14 protein-coding genes and 1 tRNA gene are annotated in these 16,936 nt (G+C 72.2%); 6 read left to right on the forward strand and 9 right to left on the reverse strand.

Annotated features, from left to right (window positions below; genetic code table 11):
• Nucleotides 1-62: 62 nt before the first annotated feature.
• From thrB to argS, 5 genes are read right to left on the reverse strand one after another with little or no spacing between them, the layout of a single operon-like run.
• Entirely contained in the window at nucleotides 63-968 is a 906-nt protein-coding gene (gene thrB / locus ACSMHG_RS04385; protein WP_435742194.1) for a homoserine kinase, read from the reverse strand.
• Complete coding sequence (gene thrC / locus ACSMHG_RS04390) at nucleotides 965-2,071, reverse strand: threonine synthase (protein WP_435742195.1); 1,107 nt, start codon at nucleotides 2,069-2,071, stop codon at nucleotides 965-967. The genes thrB and thrC overlap by 4 nt, the downstream gene beginning before the upstream one ends.
• On the reverse strand, nucleotides 2,068-3,402 hold the full coding sequence (locus ACSMHG_RS04395; protein ID WP_435742196.1) for a homoserine dehydrogenase: 1,335 nt from the start codon (nucleotides 3,400-3,402) through the stop codon (nucleotides 2,068-2,070). Before ACSMHG_RS04395 ends, thrC begins: the two co-directional genes overlap by 4 nt.
• Entirely contained in the window at nucleotides 3,402-4,802 is a 1,401-nt protein-coding gene (gene lysA / locus ACSMHG_RS04400) for a diaminopimelate decarboxylase (RefSeq protein ID WP_435742197.1), read from the reverse strand. The genes ACSMHG_RS04395 and lysA overlap by 1 nt, the downstream gene beginning before the upstream one ends.
• Before the next feature lie 10 nt (nucleotides 4,803-4,812).
• Entirely contained in the window at nucleotides 4,813-6,468 is a 1,656-nt protein-coding gene (argS, locus tag ACSMHG_RS04405; RefSeq protein ID WP_435742198.1) for an arginine--tRNA ligase, read from the reverse strand.
• Between the two features lie 92 nt (nucleotides 6,469-6,560).
• Between argS and ACSMHG_RS04410 the strand changes: the two genes are divergently transcribed.
• Nucleotides 6,561-6,633: transfer RNA gene (locus ACSMHG_RS04410), tRNA-Arg, on the forward strand.
• 329 nt (nucleotides 6,634-6,962) lie between these two features.
• Nucleotides 6,963-8,408: a hypothetical protein gene (locus tag ACSMHG_RS04415; RefSeq protein WP_435742199.1), complete on the forward strand. Its 1,446-nt coding sequence runs from the start codon at nucleotides 6,963-6,965 to the stop codon at nucleotides 8,406-8,408.
• A gap of 114 nt (nucleotides 8,409-8,522) precedes the next feature.
• Here ACSMHG_RS04415 and ACSMHG_RS04420 read toward each other — a convergent pair whose 3' ends face one another.
• Nucleotides 8,523-9,446 (reverse strand): LCP family protein, encoded by a 924-nt coding sequence (locus ACSMHG_RS04420; protein WP_435742200.1) that lies wholly within the window; start codon nucleotides 9,444-9,446, stop codon nucleotides 8,523-8,525.
• Nucleotides 9,443-10,063, reverse strand: coding sequence for a hypothetical protein (locus ACSMHG_RS04425; protein ID WP_435742201.1), 621 nt, complete (start codon nucleotides 10,061-10,063; stop codon nucleotides 9,443-9,445). The genes ACSMHG_RS04420 and ACSMHG_RS04425 overlap by 4 nt, the downstream gene beginning before the upstream one ends.
• A 328-nt stretch (nucleotides 10,064-10,391) precedes the next feature.
• Between ACSMHG_RS04425 and ACSMHG_RS04430 the strand changes: the two genes are divergently transcribed.
• The 4 genes from ACSMHG_RS04430 to ACSMHG_RS04445 are packed head-to-tail and all read left to right on the forward strand — an operon-like array spanning nucleotide 10,392 to nucleotide 15,439.
• On the forward strand, nucleotides 10,392-14,147 hold the full coding sequence (locus tag ACSMHG_RS04430) for a multifunctional oxoglutarate decarboxylase/oxoglutarate dehydrogenase thiamine pyrophosphate-binding subunit/dihydrolipoyllysine-residue succinyltransferase subunit (protein WP_435742202.1): 3,756 nt from the start codon (nucleotides 10,392-10,394) through the stop codon (nucleotides 14,145-14,147).
• Nucleotides 14,148-14,153: 6 nt separating this feature from the next.
• Entirely contained in the window at nucleotides 14,154-14,330 is a 177-nt protein-coding gene (locus tag ACSMHG_RS04435; RefSeq protein WP_435742203.1) for a DUF6104 family protein, read from the forward strand.
• Nucleotides 14,331-14,345: 15 nt separating this feature from the next.
• A complete protein-coding gene (locus ACSMHG_RS04440; protein WP_435742204.1) occupies nucleotides 14,346-14,996 on the forward strand; it encodes an acetoacetate decarboxylase family protein in 651 nt (216 codons plus the stop codon).
• 8 nt (nucleotides 14,997-15,004) lie between these two features.
• A complete protein-coding gene (locus tag ACSMHG_RS04445; protein WP_435742205.1) occupies nucleotides 15,005-15,439 on the forward strand; it encodes an MmcQ/YjbR family DNA-binding protein in 435 nt (144 codons plus the stop codon).
• Between the two features lie 17 nt (nucleotides 15,440-15,456).
• Here ACSMHG_RS04445 and ACSMHG_RS04450 read toward each other — a convergent pair whose 3' ends face one another.
• Together ACSMHG_RS04450 and ACSMHG_RS04455 are read right to left on the reverse strand one after the other, a co-directional pair.
• Nucleotides 15,457-15,705 (reverse strand): hypothetical protein, encoded by a 249-nt coding sequence (locus tag ACSMHG_RS04450; protein WP_435742206.1) that lies wholly within the window; start codon nucleotides 15,703-15,705, stop codon nucleotides 15,457-15,459.
• 24 nt (nucleotides 15,706-15,729) lie between these two features.
• Nucleotides 15,730-16,878, reverse strand: a complete 1,149-nt coding sequence (locus ACSMHG_RS04455; RefSeq protein WP_435742208.1) for a fatty acid desaturase family protein — start codon at nucleotides 16,876-16,878, stop codon at nucleotides 15,730-15,732.
• Nucleotides 16,879-16,936 lie beyond the last annotated feature (58 nt).

Below are 16,936 nucleotides of genomic sequence, written 5' to 3' on the forward strand. Positions count from 1 at the left end.
CCGGCTGTCGCGAGGCGGAGGACCGGACGGCGGCGCGGGAGGACCGCGAAGGGCCGCCAGGCTCAGCCCAGCACGTGGGCGCCGCGGGTGCTCACGGCCAGCGCGTGCGCGGCCCACCCCTGCGGGCACCGCTCGAGCAGCCGTCGGGTCGTCGCGGGCCGGTCGACGAAGGCGAGCACCGTCGGCCCGGCGCCGGACACGATCGCCGGGACGCCGTCCTCCCGCAGCCGGTCGACGAGGTCGAGGGAGGCCGGCATGGCCGGGCGCCGGTACTCCTGGTGGAGGTAGTCGCGAGTCGCGCGCAGCAGGTGTTCCGGACGGCCGGCGAGCGCCGCCACGAGCAGCGCCGTGCGTCCTGCACCGGCGGCCGCGTCCGCGTGCGGGACCGCGTCCGGCAGCAGCCCGCGCGCCGCCTCGGTCGAGACGCCCTGCGGAGGGACGAGGGCGACCACGGAGATGCGCGGGTCGACCCCGGACCCGACCGTCCAGTAGCCGTCGTCGTCGTGGCCGGAGACGGTGAAGCCCCCCAGGAGGGCGGGCGAGACGTTGTCCGGGTGGCCCTCGATCTCCGCCGCCAGCTGGAAGAGCGCGTCGTCCTCGAGGAGCAGCGCACCACCAGCCACGAGCGCACGGGCCAGCACCAGACCACCCACGATCGCGGCCGAGGACGACCCGAGACCGCGCGCGTGCGGCACGACGTTGGCGCAGCGCAGCCGGATCCCCGGCGGTGCGGCGTCCATCGCGGCGAAGGCGGCCCGCATCGACCGCACCACGAGGTGCGACTCGTCCAGCGGCACGCTGCCCTCGCCGGCGCCGGTCACCTCCACCGTCAACCCCTCGGGCACCACCTCGCCCTCGAGCTCGTCGCGGAGGTCGAGCGCCAGCCCGAGGCTGTCGAAGCCCGGACCCAGGTTCGCAGAGGTGGCCGGGACGCTCACCCGGACGGCGCCCTCGACGAAGCGCGTCACGCCAGCCCGGCGGCCCGGGCGGCCGCCGTCACGTCGGCGTCGATGACGGTGTCGACGATGTCGCGGCCACTCGCGACGTACCCCTCGAGCGCGGTCGCGGTGTCCTTGAGCCCGTGCCCGGTGACGGTGATCGCCACCGTCGCCCCGGCGTAGGACTCCCCCGCCGCGAGCTCCTGCAGCAGCCCGGCGACACCCGCCGCGGAGGCCGGCTCGACGAAGACGCCGTCGTTGCTCGCCAGCTCCCGCTGGGCGGCCAGGATCTGGTCGTCGCTGACGGCCGCGAAGCGACCACCGGACTCGTTCCGCGCGGCCTCGGCCAGCTTCCACGACGCCGGGTTGCCGATCCGGATGGCAGTCGCCTTGGTCTCCGGGTCCGGGAACGGCTCGCCGGTCACCAGCGGCGCGGCACCCTCCGCCTGGAAGCCCCGCATGACCGGCGTCCTCGTGGCCAGCCCGAGCTCGGCGTACTGGCCGTAGCCGAGCCAGTACGCCGCGATGTTGCCGGCGTTGCCCACGGGGAGCAGGTGGTAGTCCGGTGCGTCGCCGAGGAAGTCGACGATCTCGAAGGCGGCCGTCTTCTGGCCCTGGAGGCGGACCGGGTTGACCGAGTTGACCAGCGCGACGGGGTAGTCCCACGCCAGCTGCCGGGCGAGGGCCAGGCAGTCGTCGAAGTTGCCGCGGACCATGACGACCTGGGCGCCGTGCAGGATGGCCTGCGCCATCTTGCCGGCCGCGATCTTGCCCTCCGGCACGAGCACGAGCGGCGTGAGGCCGGCCTTCGCGGCGTAGGCCGCCATCGACGCGGAGGTGTTCCCGGTGGAGGCGCAGACGACCGCCTCGGCGCCCTCGGCCTTGGCCACCGAGATGGCGGCGGTCATCCCGCGGTCCTTGAAGGAGCCGGTCGGGTTGCTCCCCTCGACCTTCAGCCAGACCTCCGCGCCCGTCAGCCCCGAGAGCCACTCGGAGTGGACCAGCGGCGTGCCGCCCTCGCGGAGCGTGACCGCGGGCGTCCGCTCAGGGATCTCGAGCAGGTCGCGGTACTCCTCGATGACGCCTCGCCACTGGCTGGTCCGGGCGGTTGCCGCGTTCACCGGTGCGCTCACTCCTGCTCTCCTTCGACCCGCATGACGGAGGTGACCTCGCGCACGGCGTCCATGCCGCGCAGGTGCTCGACCGTCGCGCTCAGCTGCGCGTCGGTCGCCTCGTGGGAGACCACGACCAGCTGGGCGTCGGCGTCGCGACCCTCCTGGCGCACGGTCTGGATGGACACGCCGTGCTCGGCGAACGCCGTGGCGACCGCCGCCAGCACACCGGCGCGGTCGTCGACGTCGATGGCGACGTGGTAGCGGGTGCGGGTCTCCCCCATCGGCAGCACCGCCCGGTCGGCGTACGCCGACTCGCCGGCGCCGCGGGTCCCCGCCAGGAGGTTCCGCGCGACCGTCACCAGGTCACCGAGGACGGCGGAGGCGGTCGGCGACCCGCCCGCGCCCGGGCCGTAGAACATCAGCTGCCCCGCGGCCTCGGACTCGACGAACACCGCGTTGTAGGCCTCGCGGACCGACGCGAGCGGGTGCGACCGCGGGATCATCGCCGGGTGGACGCGGACGGCCACGGCCTCCTCGCCCCCGTCGGTGGCCCGCAGCTCGCAGATCGCCAAGAGCTTCACGACCGCGCCCATCTCCTTCGCCGAGAGCACGTCGGCGGCCGAGACCTCGGAGATGCCCTCCCGGTGGACGTCGGAGGCGGTGACGCGCGAGTGGAAGGCCAGCGAGGCGAGGATCGCGGCCTTCGCGGCGGCGTCGAAGCCCTCGACGTCGGCGGTCGGGTCGGCCTCGGCGTACCCGAGCTCCTGGGCCTCCTCGAGCGCCTCGGTGAAGCCGGCACCGGAGGTGTCCATCTTGTCGAGGATGAAGTTGGTGGTGCCGTTCACGATGCCCAGCACGCGGGTCACCCGGTCACCTGCCAGCGACTCGCGCAGCGGCCGCAGGATCGGGATGGCACCGGCCACGGACGCCTCGTAGTACAGGTCGCGGCCGACCTTCTCGGCCGTCTCGAACAGCGTCGGGCCGTCCTCGGCCAGCAGCGCCTTGTTGGCCGTCACGACGCTGGCGCCGTGCTCCAGCGCGCTGAGGATCAGCGTGCGCGCCGGCTCGATGCCACCGATCACCTCGACCACCAGGTCGACGTCCTCGCGCGCCACGAGCCCCGCGGCGTCGGTCGTGATCAGCCCCTCGGGCACCTCGACCTCACGCGGCGCGTCGAGCCGGCGCACGGCCACGCCGGCGAGCTCCACCGGCGCCCCGATCCGCGCCTCGAGGTCCCCGGCCTGCTCGAGCAGGAGCCGCACGACCTGCGAGCCCACCGACCCGCAGCCGAGCACGGCCACCCCGAGCCGACGGCGCCCCTGCTCGTGCGCCTGCTTGTCGCCCTCCATCAGAAATCACCCACGTCAGTTGCCAACAGGTCGTCCTCAGTCTCGCGCCGCACGACGACGCGTGCGCTCCCGTCCCGCACCGCGATCACCGGCGGGCGCAGGACGTGGTTGTAGTTCGACGCCATCGACCGGCAGTAGGCGCCGGTCCCCGGCACGGCGACGAGGTCGCCCGGGCGCAGGTCACCGGGCACGAACTCGTCCTTCACGACGACGTCGCCGGCCTCGCAGTGCTTCCCGACGACCCGGCCGAGCACGGGGGCCGCCTCGGACCTCCGGGACGCGAGCGTGCAGGAGTAGTCCGCGTCGTACAGGGCGGTGCGGATGTTGTCGCTCATCCCGCCGTCGACGGAGACGTAGGTCCGGCTGGCGCCACCGTCGAGGGCGACGTCCTTGACCGTGCCGACCTCGTAGACCGTGCAGGACGCGGGGCCCGCGATCGCGCGCCCCGGCTCGATCGACAGCCCCGGCCGCTCGATGCCGAGGGCCCGGCACTCGTGCTCGACGATCGCGGTCATCTCCTGGGCCAGGCGCGCCGGCTCGGCCGGGTCGTCCTGGGTCGTGTAGGCGATGCCGAAGCCGCCACCCAGGTCCATCTCCGGCATCGCGACGCCGAGCTCGGTCGCCACCTGCGCGTGCAGGGCGAGCACCCGGCGGGCCGCCACCTCGAACCCGGAGGAGTCGAAGATCTGGCTGCCGATGTGGCAGTGCAGCCCGCGCAGGTCGAGCTCCTCCGCCGCCTCCACCCGGCGGACCGCCTCAAGGGCGTCGCCCGCGGTGATGGAGAAGCCGAACTTCTGGTCCTCGTGCGCCGTGGCGATGTACTCGTGGGTGTGCGCCTCGACCCCGGGGGTCACCCGCACCATCACCGAGACGCGCGCGTCCTCGTCGGCCGCGATCGCGGCGAGCCGCGCGATCTCCTCGAAGGAGTCGACGATCACCCGACCGACCCCGAGCCGCACCGCACGGCGCAGCTCGGCCCGGGACTTGTTGTTGCCGTGGAACTCGACGCGCTCCATGGGGAAGCCGGCCCGCTCCGCGACCGACAGCTCCCCGCCGGTGCAGACGTCGAGACTGAGCCCCTCCTCGGCGATCCAGCGGGCGACGGCGGTGCAGAGGAACGCCTTGCCGGCGTAGTAGACGTCGTAGTCGGCGAACGCCTCACGGAAGGCGCGGGCGCGGGCCCGGAAGTCCGCCTCGTCCAGGACGTACGCCGGCGAGCCGTGCTCGGCGACGAGGTCCGGCAGGGTCACGCCGCCGATGGAGAGGACCCCGTCGTCGCCCTTGCGCGCGGTCCGCGACCACAGCAGCGGGACCAGCTCGTTGGCGTCGGCGGGCGGGCGCAGCCAGGACGGGCCGCGGAGGGCGCCGGGCGCGTGGGCCCAGCCTGCTTCGTGCGTCATGGAGCCGTGGTCACATCCGTTCCGGGGCGGAGACACCGAGCAGGTCCAGGCCGTTGGCGAGGACCGTGCGGGTGGCGTGGACGAGCAGGAGGCGGGCGCGGTGGAGGTCGGTCGTCTCCTCCTCACCCATCGGCAGCACCCGGCAGCTGTCGTAGAAGCGGTGGTAGGTGCCGGCCAGCGCCTCGAGGTAGCGGGCGACCCGGTGCGGCTCGCGCAGCTCCGCCGCGCTCGCCACCACCCGCGGGAACTCCGCGAGGGCACGGAGCAGCTCGCCCTCCTTCTCGTGGCTGAGCAGGTCGGGGTGGGAAGCCGGCTCCACTCCCAGGTCGCCTGCGTTGCGGAGCAGGCTCGCCACCCGGGCGTGGGCGTACTGCACCGTGAACACCGGGTTCTCGTTGGACTGGCGGGTGATCTCCGCGACGTCGAGCACCAGGGGCGAGTCGGCCGGGTACCGCGCCAGGGAGTAGCGCAGCGCGTCGACGCCGATCTCGTCGGCCAGCTCCCCGAGCGTCACGAGCGTCCCCGCCCGCTTCGACAGCTTCAGCTCCGCCCCGTCGCGGAGGATCTTGACCATCTGGCCGATCAGGATCTCGAGCGTCTGGTCGGGGTCGTCGCCGACACAGGCCGCCATGGCGCGCAGGCGCCCGACGTACCCGTGGTGGTCCGCGCCGAGCAGGTAGATGCACCGGTCGAACCCGCGGGCCCGCTTGTCGAGGTAGTACGCCGTGTCGGAGGCGAAGTAGGTCAGCTCACCGTCGGACTTGATGAGCACCCGGTCCTTGTCGTCGCCGAAGTCGGTGGTGCGCATCCACAGCGCGCCCCCCTCCTCGTAGACGTGGCCGAGCTCCTTGAGCCGCGCGAGGGTCTCCGGCACCGAGCCGGACTCGTGCAGCGACAGCTCCGAGAACCAGACGTCGAAGGTCGTGCGGAAGCGCTCGAGCTGCGCCTGCTGCTCGCGCAGCTGGATCTCGTAGCCCCTGGCCCGCACCACCGCCCGCCGCTCGTCCGCGGGCAGGTCGAAGATGCCGGGGCTGGCCGCCTCGACCGCCTTGGCGAGGTCCTGGATGTAGGCGCCGGCGTAGCCGTTCTCCGGGGTGGGCTCACCAAGGGCAGCGGCGACGATCGAGTCGGCGAAGTAGTTCATCTGGACGCCGCGGTCGTTGATGTAGAACTCGCGCGTCACCTCGGCACCGGCGGCGGCCAGGACCCGGCCGATCGCGTCGCCGAGCACGGCCCACCGGGTGTGGCCGAGGTGGAGCGGCCCGGTCGGGTTCGCCGAGATGAACTCGACGTTGACCCGCTGGCCGGCGAGCGTCTCGGTGCGGCCGTACGCCGGTCCCGCGGCCACGACGTCGGCCGCCACCCGGCCCTGCGCGCCCGCCTCGACGCTGATGTTGAGGAACCCCGGCCCGGCGACCTCGACACCACCGATGCCGTCGGCCTCGCGCAGCCTGGCGGCGAGGAGCTCGCCCAGCGCACGCGGGTTGGTCCCGGCCTTCTTGGCCAGCTGCAGCGCGACGTTGGTGGCGTAGTCGCCGTGCCCCTTCTGGCGCGGGCGCTCCACGGTGACCTCCGCCGGGACACCGTCGGGCAGGGTGAGCGCCCCCTGCTCGACGAGGGCGGAGAGGCCGTCGACGATGGTCGTGGAGAGCTGCGCAGGAGTCACCGGTCAAGACTATCGGCGGGCACCGGTTTCTCTTGCACGGCCGGGGCCGGGTACGGTTCCACCGCGTTCCCCGGCGATCGGGGCGCGCGCAGGCCTCCGTAGCTCAGGGGATAGAGCACTGGTTTCCGGTACCAGGTGTCGCAGGTTCGAATCCTGCCGGAGGCGCCCGGTGATGTCTCAGGACATCGCAGACGACGCGGTGAGCACAGGCGCCCGGGTCCACCCACGGTGGGTCCGGGCTCGTCCACGTCGGCCACGACCCTCGGCCACGTCCCGCCCCGAAGGTCTAGACCGCGCCGCCCAGGTCTGTCGAACCGCGTAACTGCCACCCCAGGACCGCGTTGGCTGGCATAGGCGGCTTTCCCCGGGCCGCCTCCCGGACGGCAGGGCCGTGCCCGACGCCCGGAGCCTCGGACCCCCGGGTCCGGACCACTGGATACCGACGTCGCTCGGCCGGGGAGGGTCGAGCGGCGCACGCTACGGAAGTAGGAACCGTGAAGAAGTCCTTCAGCAGGGCGATCGCCGCCACCGCGGTGAGCGCCGTCGGCATGGCCGGCGCTCTCGTCGCCACCCCCACCGCGACCGCGGACCCGGCTCCGCAGCCCTCCGCCCGCGCGAACCAGCTGACGTCGAGCGGCAAGCTCGAGCGCACCGGCTTCGCCTACAAGGCCGACGTGTTCGGCACCAAGGTCCTCCTCGGCGGCGTGGAGCTCCGCGGCCTGAAGGACGGCTACGCCCAGCAGCGGTGCACCGCGCTCGCCGGCCGCTCGGTCAACCGCGAGTCGATCGTCTCGATCCCCGACGAGATCGTGCCCGAGGGCCTCATCGACATCTCGCTCACCGAGCAGAGCAGCGAGACCTACCGCCTGGGCGACCGCACCGGTGTCCGCGGCATCTCCACGATCGGCGCGATCGAGGTCGGCGGCGGCGAGCTCCCGGGCGTCGGCCCGCTTCCGAAGATCAGCATCAAGGGCCTCACCTCGGTCGCCGATGCCTTCAACCAGGGCGGCAAGTACGGCACCAAGCAGTCCTTCGGCTTCGACGGCCTCGAGATCGACCTCACCCAGGACAACCCGATCTCGGACACCCTCGAGGTCCTCCTCGACACCCTCGGCCTCACCAAGGTCGTCGACGTCCTCGAGGTGACGGTCAACCAGCTGCTCACCACCATCCTCGAGATCGTCCGCATGGGCCTCGGCGACACGATCGTCATCCCGGGCCTGGGCGAGATCGGCCTCGGCTTCACCAAGGGCCAGGCCGGCAAGGACCGTGCCATCTCGGAGGCCTACGCCTTGAAGATCTCGCTGTTCGAGGAGGTGGCCGGCCAGCCGACCAGCCTCCAGCTCGGCCGCGCCCGGACCTACCTCGGCGAGGCCGGCCCGGCCGGTGTCTTCCGCGGCACGGCCACCGGCGCGAACCTGCTCGGCGACCTGCCGCTGGTGAACCTCGGCAACCTCGGCCAGCGCGCCATCCCGTGCGACGGCACCAACGGCCGGGTCGTCACCAAGAAGGCCGGTGACTTCAGCCTCGCCGGCGGCCTCGTCGAGGTCGACGGCGTGACCTACAAGTACATGGGCGACCACCTCAGCAACGGTGGCGCGAAGGCGCTCATCGGCACCACGCTCGGCGCCGTCCGCGTCCCCAGCCTCGACCTGGAGATCAAGGGCCTGTCCTCCCTGGTCAAGCTCCGCCGCCCGGCGCACACCTCGCGGGTCAAGCGACAGGTCGAGACCGACTACCTGCAGATCCTGCACAAGGGCCAGCCGATCAGCCTGAGCCCCGGCCAGAGCCACGACCTGGGTGACGGCAACCTGCTGCAGCTCAAGAAGCTCATCCAGAGCAACCGGTACGGCGTGGGCGTCGACGGGCTGGCGCTGAAGCTGGCGAACATCGGCATCCTGGACCTGGCCACCTCGGCCGGCCGGATCTTCGCCCGCTGACCGAGGCGTCGCGCCGCACCAGTCACCGCGGCAGTCACCGCACCACCTGACGACACCTGCACGCAGAACGGGCCGGCTCCTGGGGGGCCGGCCCGTTCTGTCGTCCGCAGGGTCTCAGCAGCCGCGCAGGTGCGCGTCGGCCCGCGCGCCCGCGCCCCAGCGCCGCGCCTGCGCGACGAACGGGCGCACGATCGAGGCGCCCTTGACGTTGCCGATGGTGCCCTGCACCACGCACGTGGTGACCTTCGCCGGCTGCACGTGGGCGAGCGCGACGGCCAGCCGGTACAGCTCGCCGGGGGGCAGGTCGGTGTGCAGGTGCTGGAGGACGCTGAGCACCCCGCGCTGGAGGAAGCCGGGCTCCTCGGCGCGGGCCCGCACCGTCTGCTGGATCCCCCGCAGGACACGCTGCTGGTTCGCCGAGCGGGCGAAGTCACCGCCGGCCAGGGTCTTGCGCACCCGGGCGAACGCCATCGCGCCGTACCCGTCCAGCTTGATCCGCCCGGCGGCGAAGCCGCGGGGCTTGAGATCGGCGTCGGAGAACGGGCGCGGGTTGGTCACGTGGATGCCGCCGATCCCGTCCACGAGGTCCTCGAAGAACGGGAACCTCGTGACCATGACGTACTGCGGCTGGACTCCGACGAGCGCACCGACCGTGCGCCCCATCAGGTCCGGCCCACCGTAGGTGAGCGCCGCGTTGACCCGCCCGTAGCCGTACCCGGGGATGGGCACCCAGGAGTCGCGCGGCACCCCGATCGCCACGGCCGAGCCCGTGCGGGTGTTCAGGCCGACCAGCTGGATGGCGTCACCCCGGGAGCGGAGCATCGGCTGGCCCGGGCGGGCGTCCGACCCGACGGCGAGGACCCACAGGACGTCTCTGTCCGCGACCGCGACGCCGTCGGCGCGGCGTACCTTGACCAGCTCGACGTCGGTGGGGTGGACCTCCGCGTCGGGGACGACCAGGCCGCCGACGGCGAGGACGCCCGCGAGCAGCGCCGTGCGCCCCGCGCGGGCCATCCGGGAACGGGAACGGCGGGTCATCGGGAGCTCCCCCGGGCCATGTCGTAGCCGAAGACCTGCCAGCCACCGTTGCGCCAGGTCAGGTGGAGGCGGCCGCGGACGCGGTCGCGCCGGGAGACCTGCCCGCGGGTCTGGAAGACCAGGTCGACGGCCGCGGTCACCGCCGACGCACGCCCCCGCGTCGCGAGCACGTCGAGGCGGACGTCGCGCCGACGGACCACGACCTTCCGGACGCGCTGGGCGATGCCGACGTTCGTCATCAGCCGCAGGTCCCGTCGTGCCTCGGCCTTGGCGCCGCTGCTGAAGCCCGGGAAGGCCTTGCGGAAGCCACCGGCCCGGGGGTAGTCACCCCCGACGTACGCCGCGTCGAGCCAGCGGTCGACGGTGGCCGTGACGCTCCGCTTGAGCGGGCCACGGCGGTCGGCCGGCAGCTTGCCCTGCACGGTCCTGATCGTCGTGGTCGTGGGCAGGGAGCCGGGCGGCGCCTCGAGCCGACCGGGACCCGCGTCGCCGCCCTCCCCCGCGCCGCTGCAGCCCACGACGAGGAGCAGCGCGAGCACCGCTCCCACCGCGGCGCTCGACCGGCCCACCGGCTCGCGCCGCGCCGAGCGCGCGCGCCCGGACGGTTGCGTCGACATGCCCGTCCCCCCTCGTCCTCACCGGTCCGCCGCGCCACCCCGGCCACCCCTGCCACCGTGCGCGTGCGGGTCATGCTCACCCGCGAGGGCGGGCGCACGCGAGCCGACGCCAGTGTGCATCGCGTCATACCCGTTCCATCGGCGCCCCGCGCCGGGCATTTGCTTCGTGGGGGGACTAGCCTTGACCCCCGACACCCATCCCCGCGCGCTCACCTGGGAAGAGGCGAAGCAAGTCGTGCCGCAGTCCTCTGGCAACCGTTCCTCCGAGGCAACCTCCGTCCCGGAACCACCCGCTGACTTCGGAGCCAACGAGTGGCTCGTCGAGGAGATGCACGAGCAGTACGAGAAGGACCCCGGAAGCGTCTCGCCCACCTGGGCCCGCTACTTCGAGAGCGGCGAGAACGGCTCCTCGAACGGATCCTCGAACGGCGGCTCCTCGCGCGAGCAGGGCGGGACGACCCAGGCGAAGGCGACCCAGGCGAAGGCGACCCAGCAGGGCGAGGGCCGGACGGCCAAGGCGCCCGAGTCGAAGGCTGAGTCGAAGCCTGAGTCGAAGCCTGAGTCGAAGGCAGCGCCGAAGACCGAGCGCAAGGCCGACCGGGACTCCGGGCCCGCCGCCGAGGGCACGCCGGCGCCGCAGGCGAAGCCGCGGCCGGAGAGCAAGGCGGCCGAGCCGGCCAAGGGCACCAGCCAGCCGATCCCCAAGGACTCCCGACCGGCGGATCCCGCGGCGGCCGACGACGAGCCGTCGTACACCGTGCTCCGTGGCGCCACCGCCCGGACGGCGAAGAACATGGACGAGTCGCTGACCGTCCCCACGGCGACGTCGGTCCGCGACGTCCCGGTGAAGCTGCTGTGGGACAACCGCACGGTCATCAACAACCACCTCGCGCGGGCCCGCGGCGGCAAGGTGTCGTTCACCCACCTGATCGGCTACGCACTGGTCAAGGCCGTCACCTCGATGCCGGAGATGAACAACGGCTTCGACGTCGTCGACGGCAAGCCGAACCTGATCACCCCGGCGCACGTCAACCTCGGCCTGGCCATCGACGTGCCGAAGCCGGACGGCTCGCGCCAGCTGCTCGTCCCGAGCATCAAGGCGGCCGAGGGGATGGACTTCGCCGCCTTCTGGACCGCCTACGAGGACATCGTGCGCAAGGCGCGCGACGGCAAGCTGACCGTCGCGGACTTCCAGGGCACCTCGATCTCGCTGACCAACCCCGGCGGCATCGGCACGAGCCACTCCGTCCCCCGCCTGATGAAGGGTCAGGGCGCCATCATCGGCGTCGGCGCGATGGAGTACCCGCCCGAGTGGCAGGGCGCGTCGGCCGAGGCGATCGCCCGCAACGCGATCAGCAAGGTCATGACGCTGACCTCGACCTACGACCACCGAGTCATCCAGGGCGCGCAGTCCGGCGAGTTCCTCAAGCGGATGCACCAGCTGCTGCTGGGCCAGGACGGCTTCTACGACGAGATCTTCCGGTCGCTGCGGATCCCCTACGAGCCGATCCGCTGGTCCAACGACATCGCGACCAACCACGACGACGAGATCAGCAAGCAGGCGCGGATCCTCGAGCTGATCCACGCCTACCGCGTGCGCGGCCACCTGATGGCCGACACCGACCCCCTGGAGTACCGCCAGCGCTCGCACCCCGACCTCGAGATCGAGACCCACGGGCTGACCCTGTGGGACCTGGACCGCGAGTTCGCGACCGGCTCCTTCGGTGGCGCCGGCCGCCGGTTCATGCGGCTGCGCGAGATCCTCGGCATCCTGCGTGACTCCTACTGCCGCACCACCGGCATCGAGTACATGCACATCATGGATCCCGAGCAGCGTCGCTGGCTGCAGGAGCGGATCGAGCAGCCGCACAGCAAGCCGCCGCGCGAGGAGCAGCTGCGGATCCTGCTGAAGCTCAACCAGGCCGAGGCGTTCGAGACCTTCCTGCAGACGAAGTTCGTCGGCCAGAAGCGGTTCAGCCTCGAGGGCGGCGAGACGACCATCCCGGTGGTCGACGAGATCTGCGAGGCGGCGGCCGAGGCCTCGCTCGACGAGGTCTGCATCGGCATGGCCCACCGCGGCCGGCTCAACGTGCTCGCCAACATCGTGGGCAAGAAGTACTCCCAGATCTTCCGCGAGTTCGAGGGCAACATCGACCCCCGCACCGTGCAGGGCTCCGGCGACGTGAAGTACCACCTCGGCGCCGAGGGCGAGTTCGAGGCCGGGTCCGGCGACAAGATCAAGGTCTCGGTCGCCGCGAACCCCTCGCACCTCGAGGCCGTCGACCCGGTGCTCGAGGGCATCGCCCGCGCCAAGCAGGACGTGCTCGACCGCGGACCCGACTACCCGGTCCTGCCGCTGCTGGTCCACGGCGACGCCGCCTTCGCCGGCCAGGGCGTCGTGGCGGAGACCCTCAACCTCTCCCAGCTGCGTGGCTACCGCACGGGCGGGACGATCCACCTGGTCGTCAACAACCAGGTCGGCTTCACCACCTCCCCCGGCTCGTCGCGCTCCTCGCTCTACGCGACCGACGTGGCCCGGATGGTCCAGGCGCCGATCTTCCACGTCAACGGTGACGACCCGGAGGCGTGCATCCGGGTCGCCCGGCTCGCGTTCGAGTACCGGCAGGCGTTCAACAAGGACGTCGTGATCGACCTGGTCTGCTACCGCCGGCGCGGCCACAACGAGGGCGACGACCCGTCGTACACCCAGCCGCTGATGTACGACCTGATCGAGCAGAAGCGCTCGGTGCGCAAGCTCTACACCGAGTCCCTCATCGGTCGTGGCGACATCACGATCGAGGAGGCCGAGCAGGTCCTGCGCGACTACCAGCAGCAGCTGGAGCGGGTCTTCACCGAGGTGCGCGAGGCGAGCACGCAACCCTCGGAGTGGACCACCGTGCCCGACTACCCGGACAAGCCCGCCGGGGAGGCGCGGACGGCGATCGCCCCGGAGGTGCTCAAGCGGATCTCCGACGCCTACGTCACCCCGCCGAACGGCTTCACCGTGCACCCGAAGGTGATGCCGCAGCTGCAGCGACGCGCGCAGGCCATCACCGACGGGCCCATCGACTGGGGCACCGGCGAGATCCTCGCCTTCGGCTCACTGCTGATGGACGGTCGTCCGGTCCGGCTCGCCGGCCAGGACTCCCGCCGCGGCACCTTCGTGCAGCGGTTCGCCACGATCATCGACCGCACCAACGCCGACGAGTGGACCCCGCTGTCCTCGCTCACCGAGGACCAGGCGAAGTTCCACGTCTACGACTCGCTGCTGTCCGAGTACGCCGCGCTCGGCTTCGAGTACGGCTACTCGGTGGCGCGGCCGGAGGCGCTGGTCCTCTGGGAGGCGCAGTTCGGCGACTTCGTCAACGGCGCCCAGATCGTGATCGACGAGTTCATCACCGCGGGCGAGAGCAAGTGGCGCCAGCAGTCCGGCGTGGTGCTGCTGCTGCCCCACGGCTACGAGGGCCAGGGGGCCGACCACTCCTCGGCGCGCATCGAGCGGTTCCTCACCATGGCGGCCGACGAGGCCTTCGTGGTCGCGCAGCCGAGCAGCCCGGCGTCGTACTTCCACCTGCTCCGTCAGCACTCGCTGGGCGAGCGGCACCGCCCGCTCATCGTCTTCACGCCGAAGTCGATGCTGAAGCGGAAGGAGGCTGCCTCGCAGCCCTCGGAGTTCACCGAGGGGACCTTCCGCCCCTTCATCGGTGACGCCACGGCGGACCCGGACAAGGTCGACACGCTGCTGCTCTGCTCGGGCCGCGTGACCTGGGACCTCATGGTCGAGCGGGCCAAGCAGGAGCAGGGCGAGCGGTTCGCGATCGGGCGGGTGGAGCAGCTCTACCCGCGCCCGATCGACGACATCAAGGCCGAGATCGCCCGCTACCCGCACCTGCGGCAGGTGCGCTGGGTGCAGGACGAGCCGCGCAACATGGGCCCGTGGCCGCACTACCAGCTCAACGTCTGGCCGCACGTCGACGCCGAGGTGGTCGCCGTGACCCGACCGGAGTCGTCGTCGCCGGCCGTGGGCACCGTCAAGCGGCACCAGGCGGAGCAGAAGGAGCTGCTCGGCCAGGCCTTCGCGTAACCGGCCGTGTACTTCACCGACCGAGGCATCGAGGAGCTCGAGCGGCGCCGGGGTGACGAGGAGGTCACCCTGGCGTGGCTGGCCGAGCAGCTGCAGGCGTTCACGGACACACACCCGGAGTTCGAGACCGCCGTGGAGCGTCTCGCCACGTGGTTGGCGAGGCTGGACGATCCCGAGGACTGAGGCGAGGATGAGGGGATGACCGAGACGTCATCCACCTCGTCCTCCCCCGCCGGCGCCCCGTCGTACCCGGAGGCGCCGTGGCAGATGGCCGGGCAGCTCTTCCTGTCGCTCTTCCGGGTGCCCGAGCCGGTCGACGACCTGCGACCGGCCGGCGTGTACGGAGCGGCGTTCGTCTCCTACGAGGAGCCCAGCCCGCTCACCTACTCCGAGCTGCTCGTCGCCCGGCCGGTGCCGAACCCCGCCGGCCGCGGGCGCCGCGTCAGCATCTGTGACATCTGGGTCGACTCCGCCGCCTCGGTGGCCGGCGGGCGGGAGCTCTGGGCCATCCCGAAGGGCCTGTGCGACTTCCGCCTGGAGTCCGAGCGCCGGGGACCGTTCGCACGGACCGAGTGGGCGGCGACCCTCGACGGCCAGCCCGTCGCCAGCGCCCGCTTCACCGATGGCGCCCGGCTCGCGCCGCGTGTGCCGTTCAAGGGCAGCACCTGGCAGCCCGGCATCGAGGACACCGGCGGCCAGGACCGCAGCGCCGTGCTGCAGGGCAGCGCCCAGGCGATGCCGTGCTGGGGTGCATGGGAGTTCGACGCCGACGGGCCGCTGGGGTGGCTCGCCGGCCGCCGTGCGCTCGCGTCGTTCCGGATGCGGGCCTTCCGGATGTCGTTCGGCTGAGCCTGGCCGTGCCCACCCGTCCAGCGCGGCGTCGCGAGCGCCTGCAGCCGGCGCCCGACGTGGTGGCTCGGCTGTCGGCGGCCGCGGCCGCCCTGCCCGGAGCCGTGGAGGAGGACGCCTGGACCGGCGTCCGCTGGCGGGTCCGAGGGCGGACCTTCGCGCACGTCCTGGTCGCCGAGGAGGGCTACGCGTCGTCGTACGTCGAGGCGGTGGGTGGTCCGCTGCCCGCCACGGTGCTGACGTTCCGCTCGTCGGGCGAGGAGCTGCTCGCGCTCACCCACGCCGGCTGGCCGTTCTGGTCGGTGCCGTGGTCGGAGCCGGTCGTGGGGCTCGTGCTCGACGACGGCTCCGGTCACCGACCGGACTGGGGCGAGGTCGCCGAGCTGGTGACCGAGAGCTGGCGGACGTGTGCGCCGCAGAGGCTGGTGCGCGAGCTCGGCTGACGGTCCGTCGGAACGCCTCAGTCGCCGGACGGCCCCTCGGACCGGTCGGCGGGCGGCAGCGCCCGGTCCTCGTGCTCGGCGGCGGCCCGGCGGGCGGCGTCGCGGAGCTCGAAGGCCTCGGTCGCCAGCCCGCCGAGCGCTCCCGCGACGTCGCGGACGGCCCGGGTGAGGATCGTGGCGACCTCGCCCACCGTGGTCGCCGTCGCTTCCACCGCGCCCTGCAGGGCGTCCTTGCGGATCTCGGCCTTGCTGAGGTGGTCGCTCATGGCACCAGTGTGGGCGGTCCGCCCTCAGGCGGCCAGACCGGTACCGGACTCCGTCGTCTCCGTGGGCGACGACGCCTTGCGGTCCGGCAGGGCGAAGCGGCAGATCTTCTTCGCCACGCTGAACAGCTGCTTGCCCAGCGGCCCGGTGTTGTACGGCAGGTCGTAGCGCTCGCAGACCCCGCGGACCTCCTCGGCCAGCTCCGGGTAGCGGCGGGCCGGGAGGTCGGGGAAGAGGTGGTGCTCGATCTGGTGGCTGAGGTTGCCCGTCATCACGTGGAAGAGCTTGCCGCCGGTGATGTTGGCCGACCCGAGGAGCTGGCGGAAGTACCACTGGCCGCGGCTCTCGTCCTCGCACTCCTCCTGGGAGAAGGTGGCGACCCCGGCCGGGAAGTGGCCGCAGAAGATGATGTTGAAGGCCCACACGTTCCGGACGAGGTTCGCAGTCGCGTTCCCCGCGAAGGTCAACGGGAACAGCGGCCCCGTGAGCGCCGGGAAGAGGAGGTAGTCCTTGACCGCCTGCCGCTTGACCTTGCGCATGATCCCGGCGTGGAGCTTCTTGTTCTCCGAGAGCTTCCGCTTGCCGGCCACGAGGTTCTCGACCTCGAGGTCGTGCATGGCCACGCCCCACTCGAAGAAGACCATCAGCAGGAAGGCGTAGAGCGGGTTGCCGAGGTAGTAGGGGTGCCACGGCTGGTCCTCGTCCATCCTCAGGACGCCGTAGCCGATGTCGCGGTCCTTGCCGAGGATGTTCGTGTAGGTGTGGTGGATGTAGTTGTGGCTGTACTTCCACTGCTCGCTCGGGCAGACGTTGTCCCACTCGTACATCCGCGAGTTGAGGCCGGGGTCGCCCATCCAGTCGTACTGGCCGTGCATGACGTTGTGCCCGATCTCCATGTTGTCCAGGATCTTGGAGACGCTCAGGGCGGCGACGGCGAGCGGCCACGCGGGCGGCAGGTAGAACAGCGCGCGGCCGGCGACCTCGAAGGCGCGCTGCGCCTTCACCACGTCCCGGATGTACGCCGCGTCGGCCTCACCGAGGTCGGCCAGCACGCGCTGACGGAGGGCGTCCATCTCCTCGCCGAACGCCTCGAGCTGCTCGGGGGTGAGCCGACCGAAGATCGCGGGCGTGTCCTGCGGGGCCTCGGTGCGTTCGGGGTTCGCGGCGGTGGTCATGGTGGTCCTTTCGTAGCGGGGGTGTGGTCTCGAGACGGTCGCTGCGCGACCTCCTCGA

Source organism: Nocardioides ureilyticus, assembly GCF_051280745.1.
In the GTDB taxonomy this organism is placed as follows: Bacteria; Actinomycetota; Actinomycetes; order Propionibacteriales; family Nocardioidaceae; genus Nocardioides.

Excerpts from the sequence above, each read along its gene's own strand:
- ACSMHG_RS04395 (WP_435742196.1), bottom strand. The coding sequence starts at position 3,402 with ATGGAGGGCGACAAGCAGGCGCACGAGCAGGGGCGCCGTCGGCTCGGG.
- ACSMHG_RS04440 (WP_435742204.1), top strand. The coding sequence starts at position 14,346 with ATGACCGAGACGTCATCCACCTCGTCCTCCCCCGCCGGCGCCCCGTCG.
- ACSMHG_RS04450 (WP_435742206.1), bottom strand. The coding sequence starts at position 15,705 with ATGAGCGACCACCTCAGCAAGGCCGAGATCCGCAAGGACGCCCTGCAG.
- ACSMHG_RS04425 (WP_435742201.1), bottom strand. The coding sequence starts at position 10,063 with ATGTCGACGCAACCGTCCGGGCGCGCGCGCTCGGCGCGGCGCGAGCCG.
- lysA (WP_435742197.1), bottom strand. The coding sequence starts at position 4,802 with ATGACGCACGAAGCAGGCTGGGCCCACGCGCCCGGCGCCCTCCGCGGC.
- ACSMHG_RS04420 (WP_435742200.1), bottom strand. The coding sequence starts at position 9,446 with ATGACCCGCCGTTCCCGTTCCCGGATGGCCCGCGCGGGGCGCACGGCG.
- ACSMHG_RS04430 (WP_435742202.1), top strand. The coding sequence starts at position 10,392 with ATGCACGAGCAGTACGAGAAGGACCCCGGAAGCGTCTCGCCCACCTGG.
- ACSMHG_RS04455 (WP_435742208.1), bottom strand. The coding sequence starts at position 16,878 with ATGACCACCGCCGCGAACCCCGAACGCACCGAGGCCCCGCAGGACACG.